The sequence below is a fragment of the Streptomyces sp. NPDC054866 genome (assembly GCF_053610745.1).
Genome location: NZ_JBSGZA010000001.1, coordinates 1,843,542 through 1,862,953 on the forward strand (window position 1 = coordinate 1,843,542; position 19,412 = coordinate 1,862,953).

General features: G+C 70.2%; 20 protein-coding genes. 11 read left to right on the forward strand and 9 right to left on the reverse strand.

What is annotated here, in order from left to right; all coding sequences use genetic code 11:
• Positions 1–119 precede the first annotated feature (119 nt).
• The 3 genes from murJ to ACWGI2_RS07985 all read right to left on the reverse strand — a co-directional run bounded on the left by murJ (position 120) and on the right by ACWGI2_RS07985 (position 3,707).
• On the reverse strand, positions 120–1,802 hold the full coding sequence (gene murJ, locus ACWGI2_RS07975) for a murein biosynthesis integral membrane protein MurJ (protein WP_453694502.1): 1,683 nt from the start codon (positions 1,800–1,802) through the stop codon (positions 120–122).
• A 47-nt stretch (positions 1,803–1,849) separates the two neighbouring features.
• Complete coding sequence (locus ACWGI2_RS07980) at positions 1,850–2,473, reverse strand: hypothetical protein (protein ID WP_453694503.1); 624 nt, start codon at positions 2,471–2,473, stop codon at positions 1,850–1,852.
• 145 nt (positions 2,474–2,618) lie between these two features.
• Entirely contained in the window at positions 2,619–3,707 is a 1,089-nt protein-coding gene (locus ACWGI2_RS07985; protein ID WP_453694504.1) for a methyltransferase, read from the reverse strand.
• Between the two features lie 186 nt (positions 3,708–3,893).
• Here ACWGI2_RS07985 and ACWGI2_RS07990 point away from each other — a divergent pair, with 186 nt between their 5' ends.
• The 5 genes from ACWGI2_RS07990 to ACWGI2_RS08010 all read left to right on the forward strand — a co-directional run bounded on the left by ACWGI2_RS07990 (position 3,894) and on the right by ACWGI2_RS08010 (position 8,980).
• On the forward strand, positions 3,894–4,886 hold the full coding sequence (locus ACWGI2_RS07990) for a GlxA family transcriptional regulator (protein ID WP_453694505.1): 993 nt from the start codon (positions 3,894–3,896) through the stop codon (positions 4,884–4,886).
• 113 nt (positions 4,887–4,999) lie between these two features.
• Complete coding sequence (locus ACWGI2_RS07995) at positions 5,000–5,653, forward strand: isochorismatase family protein (protein WP_453694506.1); 654 nt, start codon at positions 5,000–5,002, stop codon at positions 5,651–5,653.
• A gap of 127 nt (positions 5,654–5,780) precedes the next feature.
• Entirely contained in the window at positions 5,781–5,858 is a 78-nt protein-coding gene (locus ACWGI2_RS08000; protein WP_370443954.1) for a 50S ribosomal protein bL37, read from the forward strand.
• A 131-nt stretch (positions 5,859–5,989) separates the two neighbouring features.
• Positions 5,990–6,400: a VOC family protein gene (locus tag ACWGI2_RS08005; RefSeq protein WP_453694507.1), complete on the forward strand. Its 411-nt coding sequence runs from the start codon at positions 5,990–5,992 to the stop codon at positions 6,398–6,400.
• A 177-nt stretch (positions 6,401–6,577) separates the two neighbouring features.
• Positions 6,578–8,980, forward strand: coding sequence for an ATP-binding cassette domain-containing protein (locus tag ACWGI2_RS08010; RefSeq protein ID WP_453694508.1), 2,403 nt, complete (start codon positions 6,578–6,580; stop codon positions 8,978–8,980).
• A gap of 237 nt (positions 8,981–9,217) precedes the next feature.
• Here the strand turns inward: ACWGI2_RS08010 and ACWGI2_RS08015 are convergent, their stop codons facing one another.
• The 3 genes from ACWGI2_RS08015 to ACWGI2_RS08025 all read right to left on the reverse strand — a co-directional run bounded on the left by ACWGI2_RS08015 (position 9,218) and on the right by ACWGI2_RS08025 (position 11,161).
• Entirely contained in the window at positions 9,218–9,400 is a 183-nt protein-coding gene (locus ACWGI2_RS08015) for a hypothetical protein (RefSeq protein WP_453398943.1), read from the reverse strand.
• 625 nt (positions 9,401–10,025) lie between these two features.
• Entirely contained in the window at positions 10,026–10,316 is a 291-nt protein-coding gene (locus ACWGI2_RS08020) for a hypothetical protein (RefSeq protein ID WP_453398942.1), read from the reverse strand.
• 173 nt (positions 10,317–10,489) lie between these two features.
• A complete protein-coding gene (locus ACWGI2_RS08025) occupies positions 10,490–11,161 on the reverse strand; it encodes a hypothetical protein (protein ID WP_453694509.1) in 672 nt (223 codons plus the stop codon).
• A 258-nt stretch (positions 11,162–11,419) separates the two neighbouring features.
• Here ACWGI2_RS08025 and ACWGI2_RS08030 point away from each other — a divergent pair, with 258 nt between their 5' ends.
• From ACWGI2_RS08030 to ACWGI2_RS08045, 4 genes are all read left to right on the forward strand, one after another.
• Positions 11,420–12,898, forward strand: coding sequence for an esterase (locus ACWGI2_RS08030; protein ID WP_453694510.1), 1,479 nt, complete (start codon positions 11,420–11,422; stop codon positions 12,896–12,898).
• A gap of 110 nt (positions 12,899–13,008) precedes the next feature.
• A complete protein-coding gene (locus ACWGI2_RS08035) occupies positions 13,009–13,818 on the forward strand; it encodes an SDR family NAD(P)-dependent oxidoreductase (RefSeq protein WP_453694511.1) in 810 nt (269 codons plus the stop codon).
• An 88-nt stretch (positions 13,819–13,906) separates the two neighbouring features.
• Positions 13,907–14,278 (forward strand): winged helix-turn-helix transcriptional regulator, encoded by a 372-nt coding sequence (locus tag ACWGI2_RS08040; RefSeq protein ID WP_453398938.1) that lies wholly within the window; start codon positions 13,907–13,909, stop codon positions 14,276–14,278.
• A gap of 33 nt (positions 14,279–14,311) precedes the next feature.
• Positions 14,312–15,160: an aldo/keto reductase gene (locus tag ACWGI2_RS08045; protein WP_453398937.1), complete on the forward strand. Its 849-nt coding sequence runs from the start codon at positions 14,312–14,314 to the stop codon at positions 15,158–15,160.
• On the opposite strand, the gene cynR is transcribed toward ACWGI2_RS08045, so the two are convergent.
• Positions 15,138–16,028, reverse strand: coding sequence for a transcriptional regulator CynR (cynR, locus tag ACWGI2_RS08050; protein ID WP_453694512.1), 891 nt, complete (start codon positions 16,026–16,028; stop codon positions 15,138–15,140). The two genes, ACWGI2_RS08045 and cynR, sit on opposite strands and share 23 nt — an antisense overlap.
• Positions 16,029–16,151: 123 nt before the next feature.
• On the opposite strand from cynR, the gene ACWGI2_RS08055 reads away from it, so the two are divergent.
• Both ACWGI2_RS08055 and cynS read left to right on the forward strand, forming a co-directional pair.
• Positions 16,152–16,769, forward strand: coding sequence for a carbonic anhydrase (locus ACWGI2_RS08055; RefSeq protein WP_453694513.1), 618 nt, complete (start codon positions 16,152–16,154; stop codon positions 16,767–16,769).
• Positions 16,770–16,839: 70 nt separating this feature from the next.
• Complete coding sequence (cynS, locus tag ACWGI2_RS08060; protein WP_453694514.1) at positions 16,840–17,310, forward strand: cyanase; 471 nt, start codon at positions 16,840–16,842, stop codon at positions 17,308–17,310.
• Positions 17,311–17,330: 20 nt separating this feature from the next.
• Here cynS and ACWGI2_RS08065 read toward each other — a convergent pair whose 3' ends face one another.
• Positions 17,331–17,870, reverse strand: a complete 540-nt coding sequence (locus tag ACWGI2_RS08065; RefSeq protein WP_453694515.1) for a GNAT family N-acetyltransferase — start codon at positions 17,868–17,870, stop codon at positions 17,331–17,333.
• Positions 17,871–17,959: 89 nt separating this feature from the next.
• Positions 17,960–19,279 carry an aminotransferase class I/II-fold pyridoxal phosphate-dependent enzyme gene (locus ACWGI2_RS08070; protein ID WP_453694516.1) on the reverse strand — a complete coding sequence of 440 codons (1,320 nt, stop codon included), beginning with the start codon at positions 19,277–19,279 and terminating at the stop codon, positions 17,960–17,962.
• Positions 19,280–19,412: the final 133 nt, after the last annotated feature.

A 19,412-nucleotide genomic window follows, 5' to 3' on the forward strand; every position in this document is an offset into this window, starting at 1 on the left:
GCCGTGTGCCCTGCCGAGGGAGGTGTATGCGGCTGCCCACAGCCCGACCCTCTGCCGTCCCTTGCTTACTCCCTTGCTTCGTCCCCTACTTCACCCCTTTACTTCACCCCTTGCCGAACTCAGCGCATTCCGGGCAGCTGCCGGAGCTCGCTGACCTTCATCAGCCGGGCGAGGAAGAGGTATCCCAGGACCGTCGTGAACACTCCCGCGCAGAGCGCGGCGGCAGTCGGCCATGTTCCGCTCCCCAGCCCGGCGCACGCGTGTGCCGCGGCCCAGCCAAGGCCCGAGGCGGGCCCGGCGGCGCAGAGCAGCTTTCCGTAGGTGCGCCGCAGGCTGCCGTCGTCGATGCGGCCGCCGAGCCTCCTGCGCAGCAGGTACGCGGTGAGTGCGAGACCGGCCAGGTAGGACAGCGTGTAGGCCCCGGCCATGCCGACGACCGCCCAGCGGGCGGGCAGCAGCAGGTGACAGGCCGTGGCCAGGGCGATGTTCACCCCCGCGATCCAGGACGCCATGAAGAAGGGCGTACGCGTGTCCTCCAACGCGTAGAAGCCGCGCAGCAAGAGGTACTGGGCGGAGAACGGGATGAGGCCGAGCGCGAAGGCCTGGAGCATGTACCCCAGAGGGCGGGCCGACGCCGCATCCGCCGCTCCGTGGGCGAAGAGCAGCGACGCGATCCGCGGCCCAAATGCTAGGAAGAGGAAGGCGGCGGGCACGATGACCACGCCGCTGAGCCGCAGGGCCCGGGACAGATCCGCGCCCAGATCCTGGACGCGCCCCTCCGCGGCGGCCCGGCTCATGCGCGGCAGCAGAGCCGTCACCAGGGATACGGTCACGATCGACTGTGGCAGCAGCCAGATGGTCTGCGCGTAGGTGTAGGCGGAGTAGCCCGCGCCGGCCCGGGGCAGCTCCTGGTCGGCGGCGTTGGCGTAATTCGTGACCACTGTCAGAGCGACCTGGTTGGCCAGGACGAACAGCAGCGTCCACTTCGCCGCGTGGGCACTCCGGCCCAAGCCGGTCCCGCGCCAGTCGAAGCGCGGCCGGAACCGGAAACCCGCCGCCCGCGCGAACGGGACGAGCGCCAGGGCCTGTAGGGCGATGCCCGCGGTCGTGCCGAGGCCGAGCAGCCGCACCTGGGCGGTGGTGATGTCCTCCACCTGGTCGGGGACCGTCATCAGTGTCAGGTAGGCGGCGAACATGCCGACCAGAACGACGTTGTTCAGCACCGGTGTCCACATCATCGCGCCGAACTTCTCGCGGGCGTTGAGGACTTGTCCGTAGATGCCGAACAGGCCGTAGAAGAAGATCTGCGGAAGCAGGAACCTGGCGAACGTCACCGTCAGTTCGAACGCCTCGTGGCTGTCGGGGGTGTCGCGCATGTACAGGCCCACGATCTGTGGAGCCGCCCACACCGCCAACGCCGTACCGACGCCGAGCACGCACACCACCAGGGTGACGAGCCGCTGCTCGTAGGCGCGCCCGCCATCGGGCTGCGTCGTCCTGGCGCGCACCAGCTGCGGCACCAGGACGGCGTTGAGCGCGCCGCCGATCAACAGCGTGTAGAGGCTCGTCGGCACGGTGTTCGCCGTGTTGTACGTGCTGGCCAGCAAGCCCGTGCCCAGCGCCGCTGCTTGCAGCACCTGCCGGATGAGACCCGTCGCCCGCGACACCACCGTGCCGACAGCCATCAGCAACGACGAGCGAACGAGCCCGCCTTGTTTCTTCTTCCGCCGAGCGGCATGCCGCCCCCGTGTCTGCTGCTCCCGCGGCATGGTTCGCGCCGCGGGGTCCGTCCCCTCCACCATGCGGTCAACCTACGTTGCCCGGCAGCCACGGCTACCGCCGCCCCACGTCACCCCGTGATGGATCCCGCGTACTCCGGGAAGTCCAGGTCGAAGTCTTCGCTGCTGCGCTGCACGATGACGACGATCTTCTTGCCGTACTTCGTCTCCAGGACGTTGTCGTTGGTCTTCGTCGCGGACACCCCGGGAGCCAGGCGGCCTTCGAGCGGCTCGGCACCCTTCTCGAACGCGGTCTGTGCGGCCTCGCCGCCCTTCGTGGCGCCCTCGATGATGAGGGACAAGTCATCGAGGGCGACGGCGGACTTGCCGGAGTTCGTCACCTTCAGTTTCACGCGGAAGTCGGTGTTGCCCGGCTCGGCCGACTCCATCAACTCGGAGTCGTAGTCCGTGAACACCTTCGCCTCGGTGACGGACACCTTCAGGCCGTCGGGCCACGTGTAGGACTCGCCGAACTTCAGGCCCTTCGCCCGCGCCTCAGCTCCGTCCGCGTCCGCGTCGGCGCCTTCGTCGGAGCAGTGCTTCGTCCAGTCGGCCTGACTGATGTCCTGGTCGGCGCAGTCGACCTGCTCCGACGCCGACCCCTTCGAACCGCCCGCAGACTTGGCGTCGGCCTTGTCACCGCCACCGTCACCATCGCTGCCGCCGCAGGCGGTCAGAGCAGCCAGAAGCATCACGGCCGCGGCCGTAGTAGCGCGAACGCGCATATGTCCCCCCAAGGTTGAGCCAGGCGGAACACGTTAAGTCACATGCGGTTGAAACGTGCAGGATGTGATCAGGTCGTGATGCCGCAGCCTTATGTCGCAGCCGGGTGTCGCAGCCTCATGCCGCTGTCGCCTCGATGAGGCAGAACGGATCCGCCTGCGGCAGCGGGGTCACCGCGGTGAGGGACAGGCCTGCCCTGCGGCAGAGGTCCTCGAAGTCGGGCCGGGTTCGTTCCCTGCCGCCTACGTTCACCATCATGTTGAGGTCGGTGAGGTACGTGAGGTGCGTGCCGGCGGTTTCGGTGTCGACGACCTCGGGCAGCACCGGCTCCACTATGAGTACGCGGCCTGCGGGCGGCAGCACCTCGCGACAGTGGCTCAGGATCGCGACCGCCTGTTCGTCCGACCAGTCGTGCAGGATGCTCTTCATCAGGTAGACGTCGGCGCCTTCGGGAACCGAGCGGAAGAAGTCGCCGGCCACCAACGAGCAGCGCGCCGTGAGCCCTTGGCCCTCCAGCGTCGCCGGTGCCTGGGCCAGGCCCTCCTCGGTGTCGTAGATGACGCCCGTCAGGGCCGGGTGCTCGCGGAGCACCGCGCTCAGCAAGGTGCCGTCACCGCCACCGACGTCGGTCACGGAGGTGAAGCGGCCGAAGTCGAAGGCGCGCGGCAGGACGGCGGCGGTTGCCCTGACGGCCTGGCTCATCGCCGCGTTGAACTCCGCGGACAGGTCGGGGAATTCCTTGAGGTGGCTGAAGAAGTCCTTCCCGAAGACCGCGTCGAACGCGACGTCACCGGTCCGGACACTGTCGTCCAGGTGCTCCCAGGCGCGCAGCATCGTCGGCTCGGTGAACATCCGTACAAGTGACGTGATGGAGTCGGACCGCCCGGGGATCAGGGTGGCGCCCGCGGGAGTCACCGAGAAGGAGCCCGCCGTGTGTTCGCGCAGCAGGCCGAGGCTCGCCAGGGCACGCAGCAGCCTGGTCATGGGCTGCGCAAGCGCTCCTGCGTCGGCGGCGACCTCGGCCGCCGAGCGTTCCTTGTCGCCGATCAGCTCCATCACCCGCAGCCGGACGGCCGCGCGGACGGTCTGCGCGGCCAGGCTTCCGAAGACGAGCTGTGCGACCAGGCCGCGTACGTCCTCGGTGTCGTTCGCCGGGGTGTCCTTCGCTGCGGTGTCATTCGTCGTGGTGTCGTCGTTCGTGGTCATCGTTGCTTCCCCTCGGTTCGGTATGCGTGCCCCCGACTATGCCGATGCCGACAGTGGCCGTATTGGACGAATGTTCCCCGGCACGTGTTCCCCGGCGCAGCCGCTCTCCGAGCCGTCCCCGCGCATGTCCGGATGTGACAGAGAACCGTCATTGCGGCCATCGGTGGGGGCGGTGAGGATGGGGTCATGCCCACTGAGCACCGTGTCGTCATCGCGGTCTTCCCCGATGTCGATCTCCTCGACGTCACCGGCCCGGCCGAGGTCTTCTCGCTGGCCAACCGGGAGACCGCCGGCCGCGCCGGCTACCAGGTCCGCCTCGCCGGGCCGGTCGCCGGTGAGGTCCGTACGTCGGCAGGGGTGCGGCTGGTGGCCGACCTCGGTTTCGACGAGGTCCGCGGGCAGGTGGACACCCTCCTGGTGCCCGGCGCGGTCGACATCACCGATGAGGGACCGCTGGCCCGCATCGACACGGACGTCGTGGAGTGGGTGAGGGCGACCGCCCCGCAGGCCCGCCGGGTGGCATCGGTCTGTGTGGGCGCGCACGTGCTGGCCGCGGCCGGACTCCTCGACGGAAAGACGGCGACCACCCACTGGTCGACCGCCGCCCAGCTCGCGGCCGAGCACCCCGCCGTCATGGTCGACCCGGACCCCATCTTCGTACGCACCGACCGAGGCCGGTTGTGGACCGGGGCCGGGATCAGTGCCTGCCTGGATCTCGCCCTGGCGCTCGTGGCCGAGGACCAGGGCGAGGACGTGGCCCTCTCGGTGGCCCGACAGCTGGTCATGTACCTCAAACGCCAGGGCGGACAGAGCCAGTTCTCCGTACCGCTCAGCCGCCCCGCGTCCGCCCGCCGCGACATCGACGAGCTGCGTCTGTGGATCGCCGAACACCTCGACGAGGACCTGTCGGCGGCGGCACTGGCGGCCCGGATGTGCCTGAGCGAGCGGCACTTCGCCCGCGTCTTCAAACAGGAGACGGGCACCAGCCCCGCCGACTACGTGGAAGCCGCCCGCGTAGAGGTGGCGCGCCGCCTGCTGGAGACCACCGACAGCCCGCTCGACCAGGTCGCGACCGCCGCCGGGCTCGGCTCGGTGGAGACGCTGCACCGGGCGTTCAACCGGCAGCTCGCCACCACCCCGGCGGCCTACCGCCGCCGCTTCCGCGTCCAGACCACCTGACCCTCCCCACTCCCCCGGGGCCCCGGACACCCCTGAGGCACGCAGGCGAGCCCTGCGGCTTCGCCATGCCTCATGCCGTAATCCACCGCGCAACACGAAAGGCGCCTCACCCCATGAGCACGTACACGAACCAGCCCGCCCCTCAGCCCTCCACCCACCCGTCCACGACCCTGCGCGACGTGATCGGCCTGGACAACCAGCCGCCCCGGCTGAGTGAATCCGCCCTGATCATGATCGACTTCCAGAACACCTACCGCACCGGCGTCATGGCCCTGGACGGCGCCGAGGAGGCGCTCGCGGCAGGCGCCCGCCTCCTGGAGCGCGCCCGTGCGGCGGGCACACCCGTCGTCCACATCCTCAACGACGGTGGCGAAGGCACCCCCTACGACATCCGCGCCCACATCGGGGCCATCAGCGACGAGGTGGCCCCGGTGGACGGCGAGGCGCTCGTGGTCAAGCAGTTCCCCAACTCCTTCCACGCCACCGAGCTGGAGAGGACGCTGACCGGCCTGGGCCTCGCCCCGGGCTGTGGCAAGGACCTGGTCCTCGCCGGCTTCATGACCCACATGTGCGTCAACTACACCGCCCAGGGCGCCTTCAACCTCGGCTACCGCCCCACCGTCGTCGCCGAAGCCACCGCCACCCGCGCCCTCGCCACCCCGGACAGCACCGTTCTGCCCGCCGCCGCGCTCCAGAGCGCTGCCCTGACCACCATCACCGACCTGTTCGGCACCGTCGTCCCCACCGTCGACACGATCCTCGTCTGACCAGGCCGCCACAGGTGGTGCATGTCGTGACGTAGGACACGTCATTACCAGGCGTCGTCCTGGGTAGGGGGCGCATGATCGCCTGGGCTCGTGCCCGGGAAGCAACACCGGAACCACGGAGGTATCCATGTCCTCGAAGCGACGCCGCAAGAAGAAGGCCCGCCGCAAGAACGGCGCGAACCACGGCAGCCGCCCCCAGTCCTGACGACGGGCGCGGCGATCGGGGGCGGCACCATGTGGTGCCGCCCCCGAGGCGTTTCCCGAGTGAGTGTGGAGGCCCAGACCGGTCAGGAATCGAGAAGCACCGGCCCCCGAGCCGTGCCTAGCGTGAAGTCCATGGACGTCACCCTGCACGCGAGCTTCCTCCCGCACAGCGATCCGGACGCCTCCCTGGCCTTCTACCGCGACTCCCTCGGCTTCGAGGTCCGCCACGACATCGGGCACGACGGGATGCGCTGGATCACCGTCGGCCCGGTAGGCCAGCCCGGCACCTCCATCGTCCTGCAGCCCCCGGCCGCCGAGCCCGGCATCACCGACGCCGAGCGTCGCACCATCGCCGAGATGATGGCCAAGGGGACCTACGCCGGCATCCTCCTGGCCACCGCAGACCTGGACGGCACCTTCGCGCGGCTCCGGTCCAAGGACGCCGAGATCGTCCAGGAGCCGACCGAGCAGCCCTACGGCGTACGCGACTGCGCCGTCCGCGACCCCGCGGGCAATTTGCTCCGCATCCAGGAGCTGCGCTGAGGGCGACGGCCCTGTGATCGCGCGCCACCCGGCCGACACCGCCAAGCGGAAGCACGGCGACCCGTTGCCGCAATCACGCCGACGAAGTAGAACCTGACGTATCGCTCGACGATCATCAGATCGAGCCAGGCGGCACGGAGACCGCGCAGGCGGCTCCGCCCGACAGATGGAGACACCATGAGCCCGGCCAAGAGAAGGACCGCGCAGTCGCCTGCGCTCCACGCAGCCGACAGCCACGACTTGATCCGGGTGCACGGCGCGCGCGTGAACAACCTCAAGGACGTCAGCATCGAGCTCCCCAAGCGACGCCTGACGGTGTTCACCGGTGTCTCCGGCTCCGGCAAGAGCTCGCTGGTGTTCAGCACGATCGCCGCCGAGTCGCAGCGGATGATCAACGAAACCTACAGCGCCTTCGTGCAGGGCTTCATGCCGACGCCCGCGCGCCCCGAAGTCGACGTACTCGACGGCCTCACGACCGCGATCATCGTCGACCAGCAGCGGATGGGCGCCGACCCCCGCTCCACGGTCGGCACCGCCACCGACGCGAACGCCATGCTGCGCATCCTCTTCAGCCGGCTCGGCAAACCGCAGATCGGCCCGCCCAGCGCGTACTCCTTCAACACCGCGTCGGTCCGGGCGAGCGGCGGGATCACCGTCGAACGCGGTGGCGCCAAGACCAAGACCGTGAAGGCGACCTTCAACCGCACCGGCGGCATGTGTACGCGCTGCGAGGGTCGGGGCTCGGTCTCCGACATCGACCTCACCCAGCTCTACGACGACTCCAAGTCGCTCTCCGAAGGCGCGTTCACCATCCCCGGCTGGAAGTCGGACAGCCAGTGGACCGTGCAGGTCTACGCCCAGTCGGGCCTGGTCGACCCGGACAAGCCGATCCGCAAGTACACCAAGAAGGAACTGCGGGACTTCCTCTACGGGGAGCCCATGAAGGTCAAGGTCAACGGCGTCAACCTCACCTACGAAGGGCTGATCCCCAAGATCCAGAAGTCGTTCCTCTCCAAGGACAAGGAGGGGATGCAGCCGCACATCCGGGCCTTCGTGGAGCGCGCGGTCACCTTCACCACCTGCCCCGAGTGCGACGGCACCCGCCTCAGCGAGGGGGCCCGGTCCTCGAAGATCAAGAGGATCAGCATCGCCGACGCCTGCGCGATGGAGATCCGCGACCTGGCCGAGTGGGTCCGCGGCCTCAAGGAGCCCTCGGTCGCGCCGCTGCTCACCGCGCTGCAGCAGACCCTCGACTCGTTCGTGGAGATCGGCCTCGGCTACCTCGCACTGGACCGCCCCGCGGGCACGCTGTCGGGCGGCGAGGCACAGCGCGTCAAGATGATCCGCCACCTCGGCTCCTCGCTCACCGACGTCACGTACGTCTTCGACGAGCCCACCATCGGCCTGCACCCCCACGACATCGAGCGGATGAACAAGCTGCTCCTTCGACTGCGGGACAAGGGCAACACGGTCCTTGTCGTCGAGCACAAGCCCGAGGCCATCGCGATCGCCGACCACGTCGTCGACCTCGGCCCCGGCGCCGGTACGGCGGGCGGAGCCGTCTGCTTCGAGGGCACCGTCGACGGGCTGCGCGCCAGCGACACCGTCACAGGCCGCCACCTCGACGACCGTGCCGCGCTCAAGGAGACGGTGCGGGAGCCCTCCGGCACGCTGGAGATCCGCGGCGCCACCCGCCACAACCTCCAGGGCGTCGACGTCGACGTGCCGCTCGGAGTGCTGTGCGTCGTCACCGGCGTCGCGGGCTCCGGCAAGAGCTCACTGATCCACGGCTCCATCCCCGCGTCCGCGGGTGTGGTCTCGGTCGACCAGGCGCCGATCAAGGGCTCGCGGCGCAGCAACCCCGCGACGTACACCGGACTGCTCGACCCGATCCGCAAGGCGTTCGCCAAGGCCAACGACGTGAAGCCGGCGCTGTTCAGCGCCAACTCCGAGGGCGCATGCCCCACTTGCAACGGTGCGGGCGTCATCTACACCGACCTGGGGATCATGGCCAGTGTCGAGACCCCTTGCGAGGACTGCGAGGGGAAGCGGTTCCAGCCCGCGGTCCTCGAATACACCTTCGGTGGCCGCAACATCAGCGAGGTGCTCGCGATGTCGGTGAGCGAGGCGGAGGAGTTCTTCGGCGAGGGCGAGGCGCGCACCCCGGCCGCGCACAAGATCCTCGAACGGCTCGCGGACGTGGGGCTCGGCTACCTCAGCCTCGGCCAGCCGCTCACCACACTGTCCGGCGGCGAGCGGCAGCGGCTCAAGCTGGCCACTCACATGGCGGAGAAGAGCGGCGTGTACGTCCTCGACGAGCCGACCACAGGGCTGCACCTCGCCGACGTCGAGCAACTCCTTGGCCTGCTGGACCGCCTCGTCGACTCGGGCAAGTCGGTGATCGTCATCGAGCACCACCAGGCGGTCATGGCCCACGCCGACTGGATCATCGACCTCGGTCCCGGCGCGGGACACGACGGCGGAAAGATCGTCTTCGAGGGCACGCCCGCGGAACTCGTCGCCGACCGCTCCACGCTCACCGGCGAACATCTCTCGGCATACGTCGGCGCGGAGAAATGACTGTGCCTGGGCAGAGAATATGGATCGACAAGGTCCCGCGCAGCCGTCTTGCATAAATCCGTCACTCAATCGTGTGTCACAGTTTCAAAAGCGACACTGCCGATGAGGGGCAGCGTTGAGTAGTCGCGAGCAAGTTGCGATGTTGTGTGCAAAACGTTGTGATCAAAGGGACTTGAACAGATGGCGATCGTGGGCCGGTGCGCGGCCGGCCCACATCACCTTCGGCAAGGGGAGGAACTAGGTGTCAGATCCTGTGCGGTTCCGCCTCCTCCCCAGCTGCCGGGCGGCTCGGACGGCTCGCCGGACGAGGAGCGCGGCCTCGGGTGCGAGGGCGCACGCGAAGGTGACGAAGTCGCTTGCGTCCGCCGAGTTCTCGAAGATCCGGACCGCCAACTCCGCGCACTGCGTTGCTGCGTTCATCGCTCTCCGAGAGCGATCATGGTCGCGGCCGCCCTCTTCAGGGTGGTCGTCGTCGGCTGGATCGATCGGTCGACGTTCGGGCATAGGGCGTCACTGTTCTATGTCGGAGGTCGGCACTCCTGGGCCCCTGGGCAAGGAGTAAGTCCCAGGAGTGCCGGCGCACAGCCAATCTGCTGCACTGCACCCTGCCAACGACGGTTGAGCGTGATGGGTACCGAACCGCCGCTCGGCTTCTCTCGTTTGGGTACGAATTCGAAGACCGCCCGCAGACGATCCATGGAGTCAGTAATCTGCGTCTGACGTTCCATTAAGCCCGTGGCATGCGCATGCCACGGGCTTAATGCCGGACGCGGGCGAATTCGTGAAGGTGCCGGGAGCGGAAAGGATCGTTGGACTGCGCATGAGCGATGCGGGGAACGGGATTCCTTCGCCGCGGCCACCCCGTGCCGAGACAAGGGCGGGCGGTGGGCAGGTCGCTTCGCAATCCCCGATCTACGACGCGCTGGTACGCGAGTGGGAGGCCCAGAACCGTGAGGTGCCGCGCACGCCGGCCCCGCGCTCACGCTGGGAACGCGTCGACCCGCAGGACCTGTTCCACCGAGGCTGACCGGCTGCGGTCGGCGCGTCACGCGAGCGGCGTCGCCGAGTGGGCATGGGTGCTGAGCCAGCGGCAGATCGCGAGGCCGACCGTGTCGTCGAGCGTGCTCAGCGCGTCGATGGCCTTGGCGTCGTCGGGGTGGGGAGGGATGCCGGCCGTGGTGAGCGTCGCGTGCAGGCTCAGGCGGTGCCGGTCGCGGGGCGTGAGCACGGCCGGGGCCGCCATGTCCAGACGCTGCGCCGGGTCGGGCGGGGGCAGCAAAAGGTCCGCCTCCGCGTCCCAGTTGACGGTCGGCAGGATGGTGGCAGGTGAAGTCATGGCGGCTTCCTCACGACGTGCGGGCAATGCCTGTGTCGGACAGGAAGCGGTCGGGCGGCCCTCCGGTTGCACCGGGACCGCCAAGACACCCGAACGCGGTAACCGCCGGGCGGCCGTGATCCATGCCCGAGAGCAGGACCGGCACCGCGGGCTCCGGTGTCACCGGGCGTCGCTCACGCCGTCTCGTACCAGCCCAACGCCCCGCCGCCGTCGGACGGATCGAAGGACTGGTGCAGTGCCACGAGCGCGGCCACCACACGCGGGTCCAAGCCCTGGCCGAGCACCCGGTACTCGTCGGCCAGACCCCGGAAGACGAGATGCGCCCGGCCGGACGCGTCACGCCAGATGATCCGGCGCGGGGCGCCGAAACCGCCGTCGCCCTCGGCCAGGAGGGACGTGATGCCCCAGACCAGGCTGAGCGGAAGGCCGATGGGCCACCACAGGGCCCACCACACCAGGCGGCCTCGGTAGCCCTGGAGGGCGGGCCCCGCGACGGGCTCCACGGTCCACTGCGTGCGGCCGAGGCGTAGGAGGGCACGGCGCCGGAAGGTGATCCTTGCGAGCGGGGCGCCGCCGGCGTCGTCCACGCGGTAGGCGGCGGCGCGTCCGCTCGCGCGGGAGCCGAGGGTCTGCTCGGTGGTCACCCGCGCGACCGGCGCCCTGCCGTCCGGAACGATGTGAAAGGCGCGCAGCGAGCGGCGGTTGTCCCGCTCGGGACCGGCGGGGTCGCGGCAGAGACGGCCGATCGCGCCGTCCGCGTCGTGGCGTTCACTTCCGCCCCAGCTGACGACGACGGGAGGATTCGGCGCGTACATCACCCGGTACGTCACTCGGTCTTGGGGCACGCGCTGTCTCTCCCGTTCTACGGCGGCGGTCCTGCGGCGGCCGTGATCCCAACGATCATCACCTCAACGATCACGACCTCAACCGCCATGACCTCAACCACCATGATCTCAGAGGAGATTGCGCGTCCCGCAACCGAGCTCAAGGCCGCGTACAACCCTTGTGCCCCATCCGGTGTCGAACAGGGCGCCGGACAAGGAACGGGCCCTTTCCGGACACCCTCGCGCCTGCCCGGCCACCTTCCTTCACAGGAGCCGCTCGTGCGCAAGAACCGTTCGGCCGCCCTCACCGCGGCCTCATTCCTCCTTCTCACCGGGGCGTGCATCGCTGCCGCTCCCTCCGCGGTCGCCGGCACCCCCGGGGGTACGCACGCCAACGACCGCAACAGTGACTTCAACGGCGACGGATACGAGGACGTGCTGGTCGGAGCCCCCGGGGCGACGGTCAGTGGCCAGCAGGGCGCCGGTCTCGTCACGGCCCAGTACGGCTCATCCAGAGGCATGAACACCACCTCGGTCGCCCGCTTCAGCCAGTCGACGTCCGGCGTGGCGGGCGCCGCGGAGGCGGGCGACGGCTTCGGGACGGCCGTCGCCACCGGTGACCTGGACGGCGACGGCTTCGACGACGCGATCGTCGGCATCCCCGGCGAGGACATCGGCGACACGGCGGACGCCGGTGGCGTCGCGATCCTGTGGGGCTCGAAGGAGGGCCTCAGCGGCGGAGCCAGCGACTGGCTGGAAACCCAGGAACCCACCAAGGGCGAGCAGTTCGGCCTGAGTCTCGCCGCGGCGCACCTCACCGGCGAGACGCCGGGCGACGTGCTCGCCGTACTGGACCGCGACGACCTGGAACTCTTCGCGTACGACGCCGCGCCGCAGGCCGACGGGCAAGCTCCGCTGCGGCGTCAGGCGACCGAGCGTCTCGCCGCGGCGGCCGAGGAGCGGGACATCCAGCCGAAGTCGCTGACCACCGGCGACTACGACGACAACGGCTACGCCGACCTCATCGTCTCCGGCGTGACCGTGGGCGACGAACCGGGGCACGGCTGGTCCGCGTACTTCAAGGGGAACGCCGACGGACTCACGTACAAGAGCGATCTGCGCGGCGGCCCCGCGGCCGCGTCCGGCGACATCAACCACGACGGCTACGACGACCTGGTGACCGGCGAGCCCAACTCCCCGGACGACGGGGGCGAGACGATGACCGGCGGCCTGGTCGGCGTCCGCTACGGCACCCCGGAAGGCCTCCAGGACGAGGCCAAGTGGTGGACGCAGGACAGCGCGGGCGTGCCAGGCACCGCCGAGCGCGGTGACGGCTGGGGCGCCGATCTGTCCGTGGCGGACACGAACGGCGACGGTTACGCGGACGTCGCGATCGGCGCACCGGGTGAGGACATCGGCACGGTCGCGGACGCCGGGGCGGCCTGGGTGCTGCGGGGCTCGGACAACGGCCTGACGGCCACCGGCGCCAAGTCCTGGGACCAGAACTCCGCGGACATCCCCGGCGCGGCCGAGAAGGGCGACAAGTGGGGCGCCCAGGTGCGCCTGACGGACCCGAACCGCGACGGCCGCTTCGGTCTCCTGGCCGCCGCGCCCGGCGAGAACGCCGGAGACGGAGTGGTGTGGGTCCTGTCCGCCGGGTCGAGCGGCATCACCGCGTCCGGGTCGTGGACGTACGGCGCGGATTCGCTGGGTGCGCCGGGCAAGGGCGCGGCGTTCGGCGCGGCGATCGACGAGTAGGTGCCGGCGGCCCGCAAGGGCCTTCGGGCAGACCGTCCGAACGCGGTCGTGAGCGGCGCTACGTATGATCACCGCATGTGCTCACGACCGCGTTCGGAGGCTGAACAGGCATGACGGAGAGTCGAGTTGTCATCGTCACGGGTGGCGGGACCGGCATCGGTGCCGCCACGGCCCGGCAGCTGCGCGCGGCCGGGCACCGCGTCGTCGTCTCCGGGCGGCGCCCCGAGCCGTTGCGCCGCGTCGCCGAGGAGACCGGGGCGCTGGCCCACCCCGCCGACGCGGGCGATCCCGCGGAGGTCGCCGGTCTCGTCGCGGCGGCCACGGAAGCCTACGGCCGCGTCGACGGGCTCGTGCTCAACGCCGGGGTCGGGCGCAGCGGAGCGGTCGGCGATCTGTCGGACGAGGACTGGGACGCCGTGATGCGCACCAACCTCACGGGCCCCTTCCTCCTGATGCGGGCCGCGCTTCCCCACCTGCTCGAAGCGCGCGGCTCGGTCGTCGCGGTCGCCTCGGTCGCCGCACTGCGCAACGGCGTCGCCAACGCCGCGTACGCCACGTCCAAGGCGGCGCTCCTCCAACTGTGCCGCTCCCTCGCCGTCGACTACGGCAAGGCCGGGCTTCGCGCCAACACCGTGTGCCCCAGCTGGGTGCGCACCGAGATGGCCGACCGGCGGATGACCCGGTTCGCCGAGGAGGCCGGCCTTGGGGACGGCGGGGCCGACGCGGCGTACGAGGAAGCGACGCGGCTCGTCCCCGTGGGCCGGCCGGGGGAACCGGAGGAGGTCGCAGAGGCGATCTCCTGGCTGCTCTCGCCCGCCGCCTCCTTCGTCAACGGTGCTGTACTGACCGTCGACGGCGGGGTGACGGCGGTGGACCCCGGAACCTCCGCGTTCGACTTCAGCATCGCGCCGCGCGCCTAGAGCCGTCCGCCTAGAACCGTCCGCGCGGGTGATCTTCCCTGAAGGGGGCCGCATGAGCGCCGACTCGAGCGCAGACTCAACTGGGACGATGCGTACGACACCGGTCAGCCCGCAGGTCTGCCCGGTCGGGCCCGTCGTCGACATCGTGTTCAGCCGCTGGGCCACGCCGATCCTCTGGACACTGAACGAGTACGGCCGCCTGCGGTTCGTGGAACTGCAGCGCGGTATCGCCGACATCACGCCCAAGGTCCTGACGCAACGGCTGCGGCAGTTGGAACGGGACGGCCTCGTGGTGCGTACGTACCACCCCGAGGTGCCGCCGCGCGTGGAGTACGAGATCAGTGAACTCGGGCGCAGCCTGGGGCCGTTGTTCGCCACGCTCGCGGAGTGGTCCACCCGCAACCTGGACAAGGTGGAGCAGGCCAGAACGGACTTCGACGGTGACAGCGGGCGGAGGTAACGTGGCGCGTCGACTGAGGGGTGGACGCGGCACATGACATCGAGCACCTTCCGCATCGGCGGTGAGATCGGCGTACGCCGGATCGGGTTCGGGGCGATGCGCCTCGCGACCGAGGCCGGGGCGGCCAGGGAGGCCTCCGTCGCGGTGGCCCGGCGGGCCGTCGAGCTGGGCATCACGCTGATCGACACGGCGTACATGTATGGCTGGGGCGCCAACGAGGAACTCCTGGCCGAAGCGCTGTATCCGTATCCGGACGACCTGCTCATCGCGACCAAGGTCGCCATCGAGCAGCCGAGCCGCCGCAGCGAGGAGGCGCTGGTCAACGGACGGCCGGAATTCCTGCGCGAGCAGGTCGAGCAGGCCCTCCGCCGGCTACGGGTCGAGCGGATCGGGCTTCTCCAGATGCACCGTCTCGATCCGAAGGTGCCGCTCGCCGATCAGCTCGGCACGCTGCGCGAGTTCCAACTCGACGGCAGGATCGGCCATATCGGCCTGTCGGAGGTCACCGTCGACGAGCTGGAGGAGGCGCGGCGGATCGTCGACGTGGCGAGCGTGCAGAACCGCTACAGCCTGCTCGATCGCGAGCACGAAGCCGTGCTCGACGCCTGCGACGCGGCGGGGATCGCCTTCCTGCCCTGGCGGCCGGTCCACCCCGCGGCCTCGACGGCGACGGCCGAGATCGCGGCCGTCGCGGCCGAACTCGACGCCACCGCGGCGCAGGTCGCGCTGGCCTGGCTGCTCGACCGTTCGCCGGTCGTGCTGCCGATCCCCGGCACCGCCTCGCTCGATCACCTGGCGGAGAACGTCGCCGCGGCGGGACTCCGGCTGAGCGCCGAGCAGCGCGAGCGTCTCGACCGGATCACGCCTCCCACTGTCGGATGAGCCGGGTCAGCGCCCGCGCCGCCGCACTGGTGTAGGCGCTGTCGCGGCGCAGGAGCACCACCGTGCGCGCGGGCAGTTCGGGAGCGAGCGGGACGGGGTGCAGGTGGGCGTGGTCGCGGGTGAGGGCGTCGGGCAGGACCGTGGCCAGCTCGGTACGCCGGACGATCTCGGTCAGGGCATTGATCGAGTTGGCCTCCACGGTGATGCGTGGCTGGACGCGGTGTGCGGCGAGGTAGCCGTCGATGTGGCCGCGGGTGGCGAAGTCGCCGCTGAGCAGGGCCAGTTCGATGCCGCCTGCCATCTCTCGCACGGGAAGTGCCCCCTCGCGTCCGCAGTGCGGGTGGCGGGAGCCGACGACGAGGCCGAGGGTCTCGGTGAACAGCGCCGTCGCGCTGATGCCGGGGAGGTGATGGTCCGCGCTGAAGGCGATTCCCAGGTCGAGTTCGTCGGCGAGCAGCGCGGCCTCGATGCCGTCCTGGTTCATCTCGCGCACGTCGACGCTGATCGCTGGATGGCGCTCGTGGAACTGCGCGAGGAGCGGGCCGATCAGGTAGGCGGTGAACGTCGGTGTCATCGCCAGACGCAGATGGCCGCGGGTCAGGTCCTGGACGTCGAGCACGGCACGCTCGGCCGCGGCGAGGTCACGCAGGGCGCGCCGGGCGTAGGGGACGTAGGCCTCGCCGGCGTCGGTCAGGCGCACGGTGCGGCCGGTGCGGTCCAGGAGCTGGACGCCCAGTGACTTCTCCAGCTGCTTGATCTGCTGGGAGAGGGTCGGCTGCGAGATGCGCAGGTCTTCGGCGGCGCGGGTGAAGTTGCCGTGTTCGGAGACGGCGAGCAGATAGCGCAGGTGGCGCAGTTCCAGGGCCATGAGCTCAACTATAGATGCCACCGATGACAGGTATGTCTATTGCGTCTTGGACGCTATAGGTCCAGGTCATGCATGGTGGATCTCGTCGGGCATACAAGTCCGGTGCCCCTGAAAGGAGTGACCATGCACGACCTCACCGAGGGTGTCGCGCGCTTCCGGCGCGACGTCTTTCCGGCGAAGGCGGATCTCTTCGCCCGCCTCGCGGGCAGCCACCGGCCGACGACGCTCTTCATCAGCTGTTCCGATGCCCGCGTGGTGCCGGAACTGCTCACGCAGAGCGAACCGGGTGAGCTGTTCGTCATCCGGACCGCGGGCAACCTCGTGCCCGCGTACTCGCCCGGTGCGGACGGGGTCGCTGCCAGTGTCGAGTACGCCGTCGCCGTCCTGGGGGTGTCGGACGTCGTCGTCTGCGGACACTCCTCCTGCGGAGCCATGACCGCCCTCGCCGAACAGCACGACCTGACCGCTCTGCCGGCCGTCGCCGACTGGCTGCGCCACGCGGACGCCTCCCGTGCCCGCGCCCGTGTCGCCGGTGAGGACGGTACGGAACAGGGTGAGGACGGTACGGAACAGCTGGACTCCCTCGTACGGGAGAACGTGCTCGCCCAGCTGGCGAACCTCTCCACGCACCCCTCGGTGGCCCGCGCCCTGCTCCGCGGCACGCTCACGCTGCGCGGCTGGGTCTACGACATCCCCACCGGCACGGTCGAGGAACTCGCCCCGGCCGCTCGCGCCGCCTGATCGCACCACGTCCCGCACACCCACGTCCCCCAGGCACCACGAACCGCACACCACGTAAGGAAGCCTTCTCATGACGCACGCCCAGTTCGACCCCACCGCCCGCCAGGCCCTGGCCGTCACCGCCGTCGAGGCCAAGGTGCGTAAGGACCTGTCCTGGCAGCGCATAGCTGACGTCACCGGCTACTCGGTCGCCTTCGTCACCGCGGCCGTACTCGGCCAGCACGCCCTGCCGAAGCCGGCCGCAGAGGCCGTCGCGGAGCTCCTGGGTCTGGACGCGGACGCGGCGATGCTGCTCCAGACGATCCCGACGCGCGGCTCCATCCCCGGCGGGATCCCCACCGACCCGACCATCTACCGGTTCTACGAGATGCTCCAGGTCTACGGCACCACGCTCAAGGCCCTGGTCCACGAGGAGTTCGGCGACGGCATCATCAGCGCGATCAACTTCAAGCTGGACGTGAAGAAGGTCGCTGACCCCGAGGGCGGCGAGCGCGCCGTCATCACCCTGGACGGCAAGTACCTGCCGACCAAGCCCTTCTGAGCCCTCGGAGCCCTCTGGACTCAGGCGGCCGGGCGGTCGATCCGGTAGAGGTAGTGGGCGCGGTCGTCGATGGGGTTGTCGGGTTCCAGTGACACATCGGCGACCCGCCGCAGGCCCGCCTTCTCCAGGGTGCGCCAGGACGCGTGATTGCCCACGTGTACGGGGACGAGCACCGTGGTGGCCTCGGGGTGGTCGGTCCAGGTGGCCCGGACGATCGCCTGGATCATGCGTGTGCCGAGGCCCCGGCCGACCTGGCCGGGCTCCCCGATGAGGTAGTCGATGGACATGGCGCCCTGGGGGACCGTCACCTGGCCATCCAACTCGGCGCCGTACTCGGGGTAGTCGGCGAAGCGGTATCGCTGGACGAGGCCGAACGGCTCGCCGTCGAGCAGCATGAGCAGGTCCTCCGACGCCTCCTCGCCACGGGCCGCCGGGCCGAAGTCGCGCGCCACCGCCTCGGGCGAGGTCTGGTGGTTCCACCAGCGCGCGACGTGCGGCTGTTCGAGCCACCGCCGCAGCAGGGGGAAGTCCGGCTCTTCGAGTCGACGCCAGCTGATCATCGGGGCACCTCGGGGAAATCGGGGGAGACTCGGGCGAGCGGAACGGTGGCAACCGCGGCCATTGTCCCGCTGTCCCGCCCGCCGCGAACTCAACCCCCGTACGTGGCCTCGGACTCGCCGAGCACCGAGGCGAAGTCCGCGGCGAAACGGGCCGCTTCCGCCACCTCCAGTGTGGCCGTCGTGACCCGTACGACGGTGGGCGCGGCGATGCGGAAGCGCGAGCCCGCTGCCACCCACCACCCCCGTGAGCGCAGCCCGTTGACCACCGCGGACTCGTCCCGCACCGGCACGCACACGTTCAGTCCGCTCGCTCCGTGCGCGGCGAGACCGCGCCGCGCGAGCTCCCCGATGAGCGCCTCGCGCCGCTCGGTGTACGCACGCTCGGCCCGCCCCACGAGCGCTCGCGCCGCGGGGTCGGCCATCGTGCGCTCGACCGTCTCCTGCAGCAGGTGACTGACCCACCCCGAAGTGAGCAGCATCCGCCCCTCGTGCCGGGCCAGCGTGGTTGCGTCGCACGCCAGCGCCGCCCACCGCAGGTCGATGCCCAGGTGCTTGGACACGGTTCGTACCTGCGCCCAGCGTTCGAGCCCGCCGGCCGCCAGCGAGTACGAAGGCGCGCCCGCGACCTCCGCGTTGTGATCGTCCTCGATGACCAGTACGTCGGGGAAGCCGCCGAGGGCTTCGAGCAGGGCGTCGCGCCGCGTCTCCGAGAAGCAGCCGCCCATCGGGTTCTGTCCCCGTGGGCTGCACACCACCGCTCTGGCCCCCGCCCGCAGCGCACCGCGCAGCGCCTCCGGCCTGATCCCCTCGTCGTCCACCGCGACGGGCAGCATGCGCAGGCCCAACGCCGGTACGAGGTCGAGGAGATGGTGGAATCCCGGGTCCTCGACGGCCACCGTGTCGCCCGGCTTCAGCTCCGCGGAGAGCAGCCGTGCCATGCAGTCGAGTGCCCCGTGCGCGAAGGTCACCCGGCTGTCCGGCACCCCGTCCCGCGCGAACCACTCACGGGCCAGCTCCTCAAGTTGCGTACGGCGCGGCGAACCGCGGTGCGAACCACTGACGGGGACCACTCGCTCGGGCGGCAGAAGCACCGGCAGCAGAGCCGGGTCAGGGTGTCCGCCCGCCAGATCGCGCACCCCTTGCGGCACCTTCGGCGGCCTGCGAGCCCCGACCGCCGGGGCCTGCGCGACCACCGTTCCGCCACGCCCTCGCGTCACCACGATCCCGCGCTGCCGGAGCTCCTTGTAGGCCGTCGCCACAGTCCCCGCGCTGACCCCGAGCTCGTCGGCGAGCCTCCGCACCGGAGGCAGCGCGTCGCCGGGGCCCAAACCGCCTTCGGCCACGGCCTGTTCGACCGACGAGGTAATGCCCTTGGCGGTCGTGCCACTGATCGCATATTGTGCTGCCACGTAATCAAGTATGTATCAGTACAAAGAAAGCCGTCAAGTCGTAAGCCGAGCAAGCCAAGTCGCAAGCCAAGGGGGAGTGGTGAGCCTCAGTCGTAGGCGGGCCGCGCTGTACGCACGCATACCAGGGGGCCTC

What these genes read in the sequence shown, in the direction of transcription:
- murJ (WP_453694502.1), bottom strand. Translation starts at nt 1,802, where the DNA reads ATGGTGGAGGGGACGGACCCCGCGGCGCGAACCATGCCGCGGGAGCAG.
- ACWGI2_RS07985 (WP_453694504.1), bottom strand. Translation starts at nt 3,707, where the DNA reads ATGACCACGAACGACGACACCACGACGAATGACACCGCAGCGAAGGAC.
- ACWGI2_RS07990 (WP_453694505.1), top strand. Translation starts at nt 3,894, where the DNA reads ATGCCCACTGAGCACCGTGTCGTCATCGCGGTCTTCCCCGATGTCGAT.
- ACWGI2_RS07995 (WP_453694506.1), top strand. Translation starts at nt 5,000, where the DNA reads ATGAGCACGTACACGAACCAGCCCGCCCCTCAGCCCTCCACCCACCCG.
- ACWGI2_RS08000 (WP_370443954.1), top strand. Translation starts at nt 5,781, where the DNA reads ATGTCCTCGAAGCGACGCCGCAAGAAGAAGGCCCGCCGCAAGAACGGC.
- ACWGI2_RS08005 (WP_453694507.1), top strand. Translation starts at nt 5,990, where the DNA reads ATGGACGTCACCCTGCACGCGAGCTTCCTCCCGCACAGCGATCCGGAC.
- ACWGI2_RS08010 (WP_453694508.1), top strand. Translation starts at nt 6,578, where the DNA reads ATGAGCCCGGCCAAGAGAAGGACCGCGCAGTCGCCTGCGCTCCACGCA.
- ACWGI2_RS08015 (WP_453398943.1), bottom strand. Translation starts at nt 9,400, where the DNA reads ATGAACGCAGCAACGCAGTGCGCGGAGTTGGCGGTCCGGATCTTCGAG.
- ACWGI2_RS08020 (WP_453398942.1), bottom strand. Translation starts at nt 10,316, where the DNA reads ATGACTTCACCTGCCACCATCCTGCCGACCGTCAACTGGGACGCGGAG.
- ACWGI2_RS08035 (WP_453694511.1), top strand. Translation starts at nt 13,009, where the DNA reads ATGACGGAGAGTCGAGTTGTCATCGTCACGGGTGGCGGGACCGGCATC.
- ACWGI2_RS08040 (WP_453398938.1), top strand. Translation starts at nt 13,907, where the DNA reads ATGCGTACGACACCGGTCAGCCCGCAGGTCTGCCCGGTCGGGCCCGTC.
- ACWGI2_RS08045 (WP_453398937.1), top strand. Translation starts at nt 14,312, where the DNA reads ATGACATCGAGCACCTTCCGCATCGGCGGTGAGATCGGCGTACGCCGG.
- cynR (WP_453694512.1), bottom strand. Translation starts at nt 16,028, where the DNA reads ATGGCCCTGGAACTGCGCCACCTGCGCTATCTGCTCGCCGTCTCCGAA.
- ACWGI2_RS08055 (WP_453694513.1), top strand. Translation starts at nt 16,152, where the DNA reads ATGCACGACCTCACCGAGGGTGTCGCGCGCTTCCGGCGCGACGTCTTT.
- cynS (WP_453694514.1), top strand. Translation starts at nt 16,840, where the DNA reads ATGACGCACGCCCAGTTCGACCCCACCGCCCGCCAGGCCCTGGCCGTC.
- ACWGI2_RS08065 (WP_453694515.1), bottom strand. Translation starts at nt 17,870, where the DNA reads ATGATCAGCTGGCGTCGACTCGAAGAGCCGGACTTCCCCCTGCTGCGG.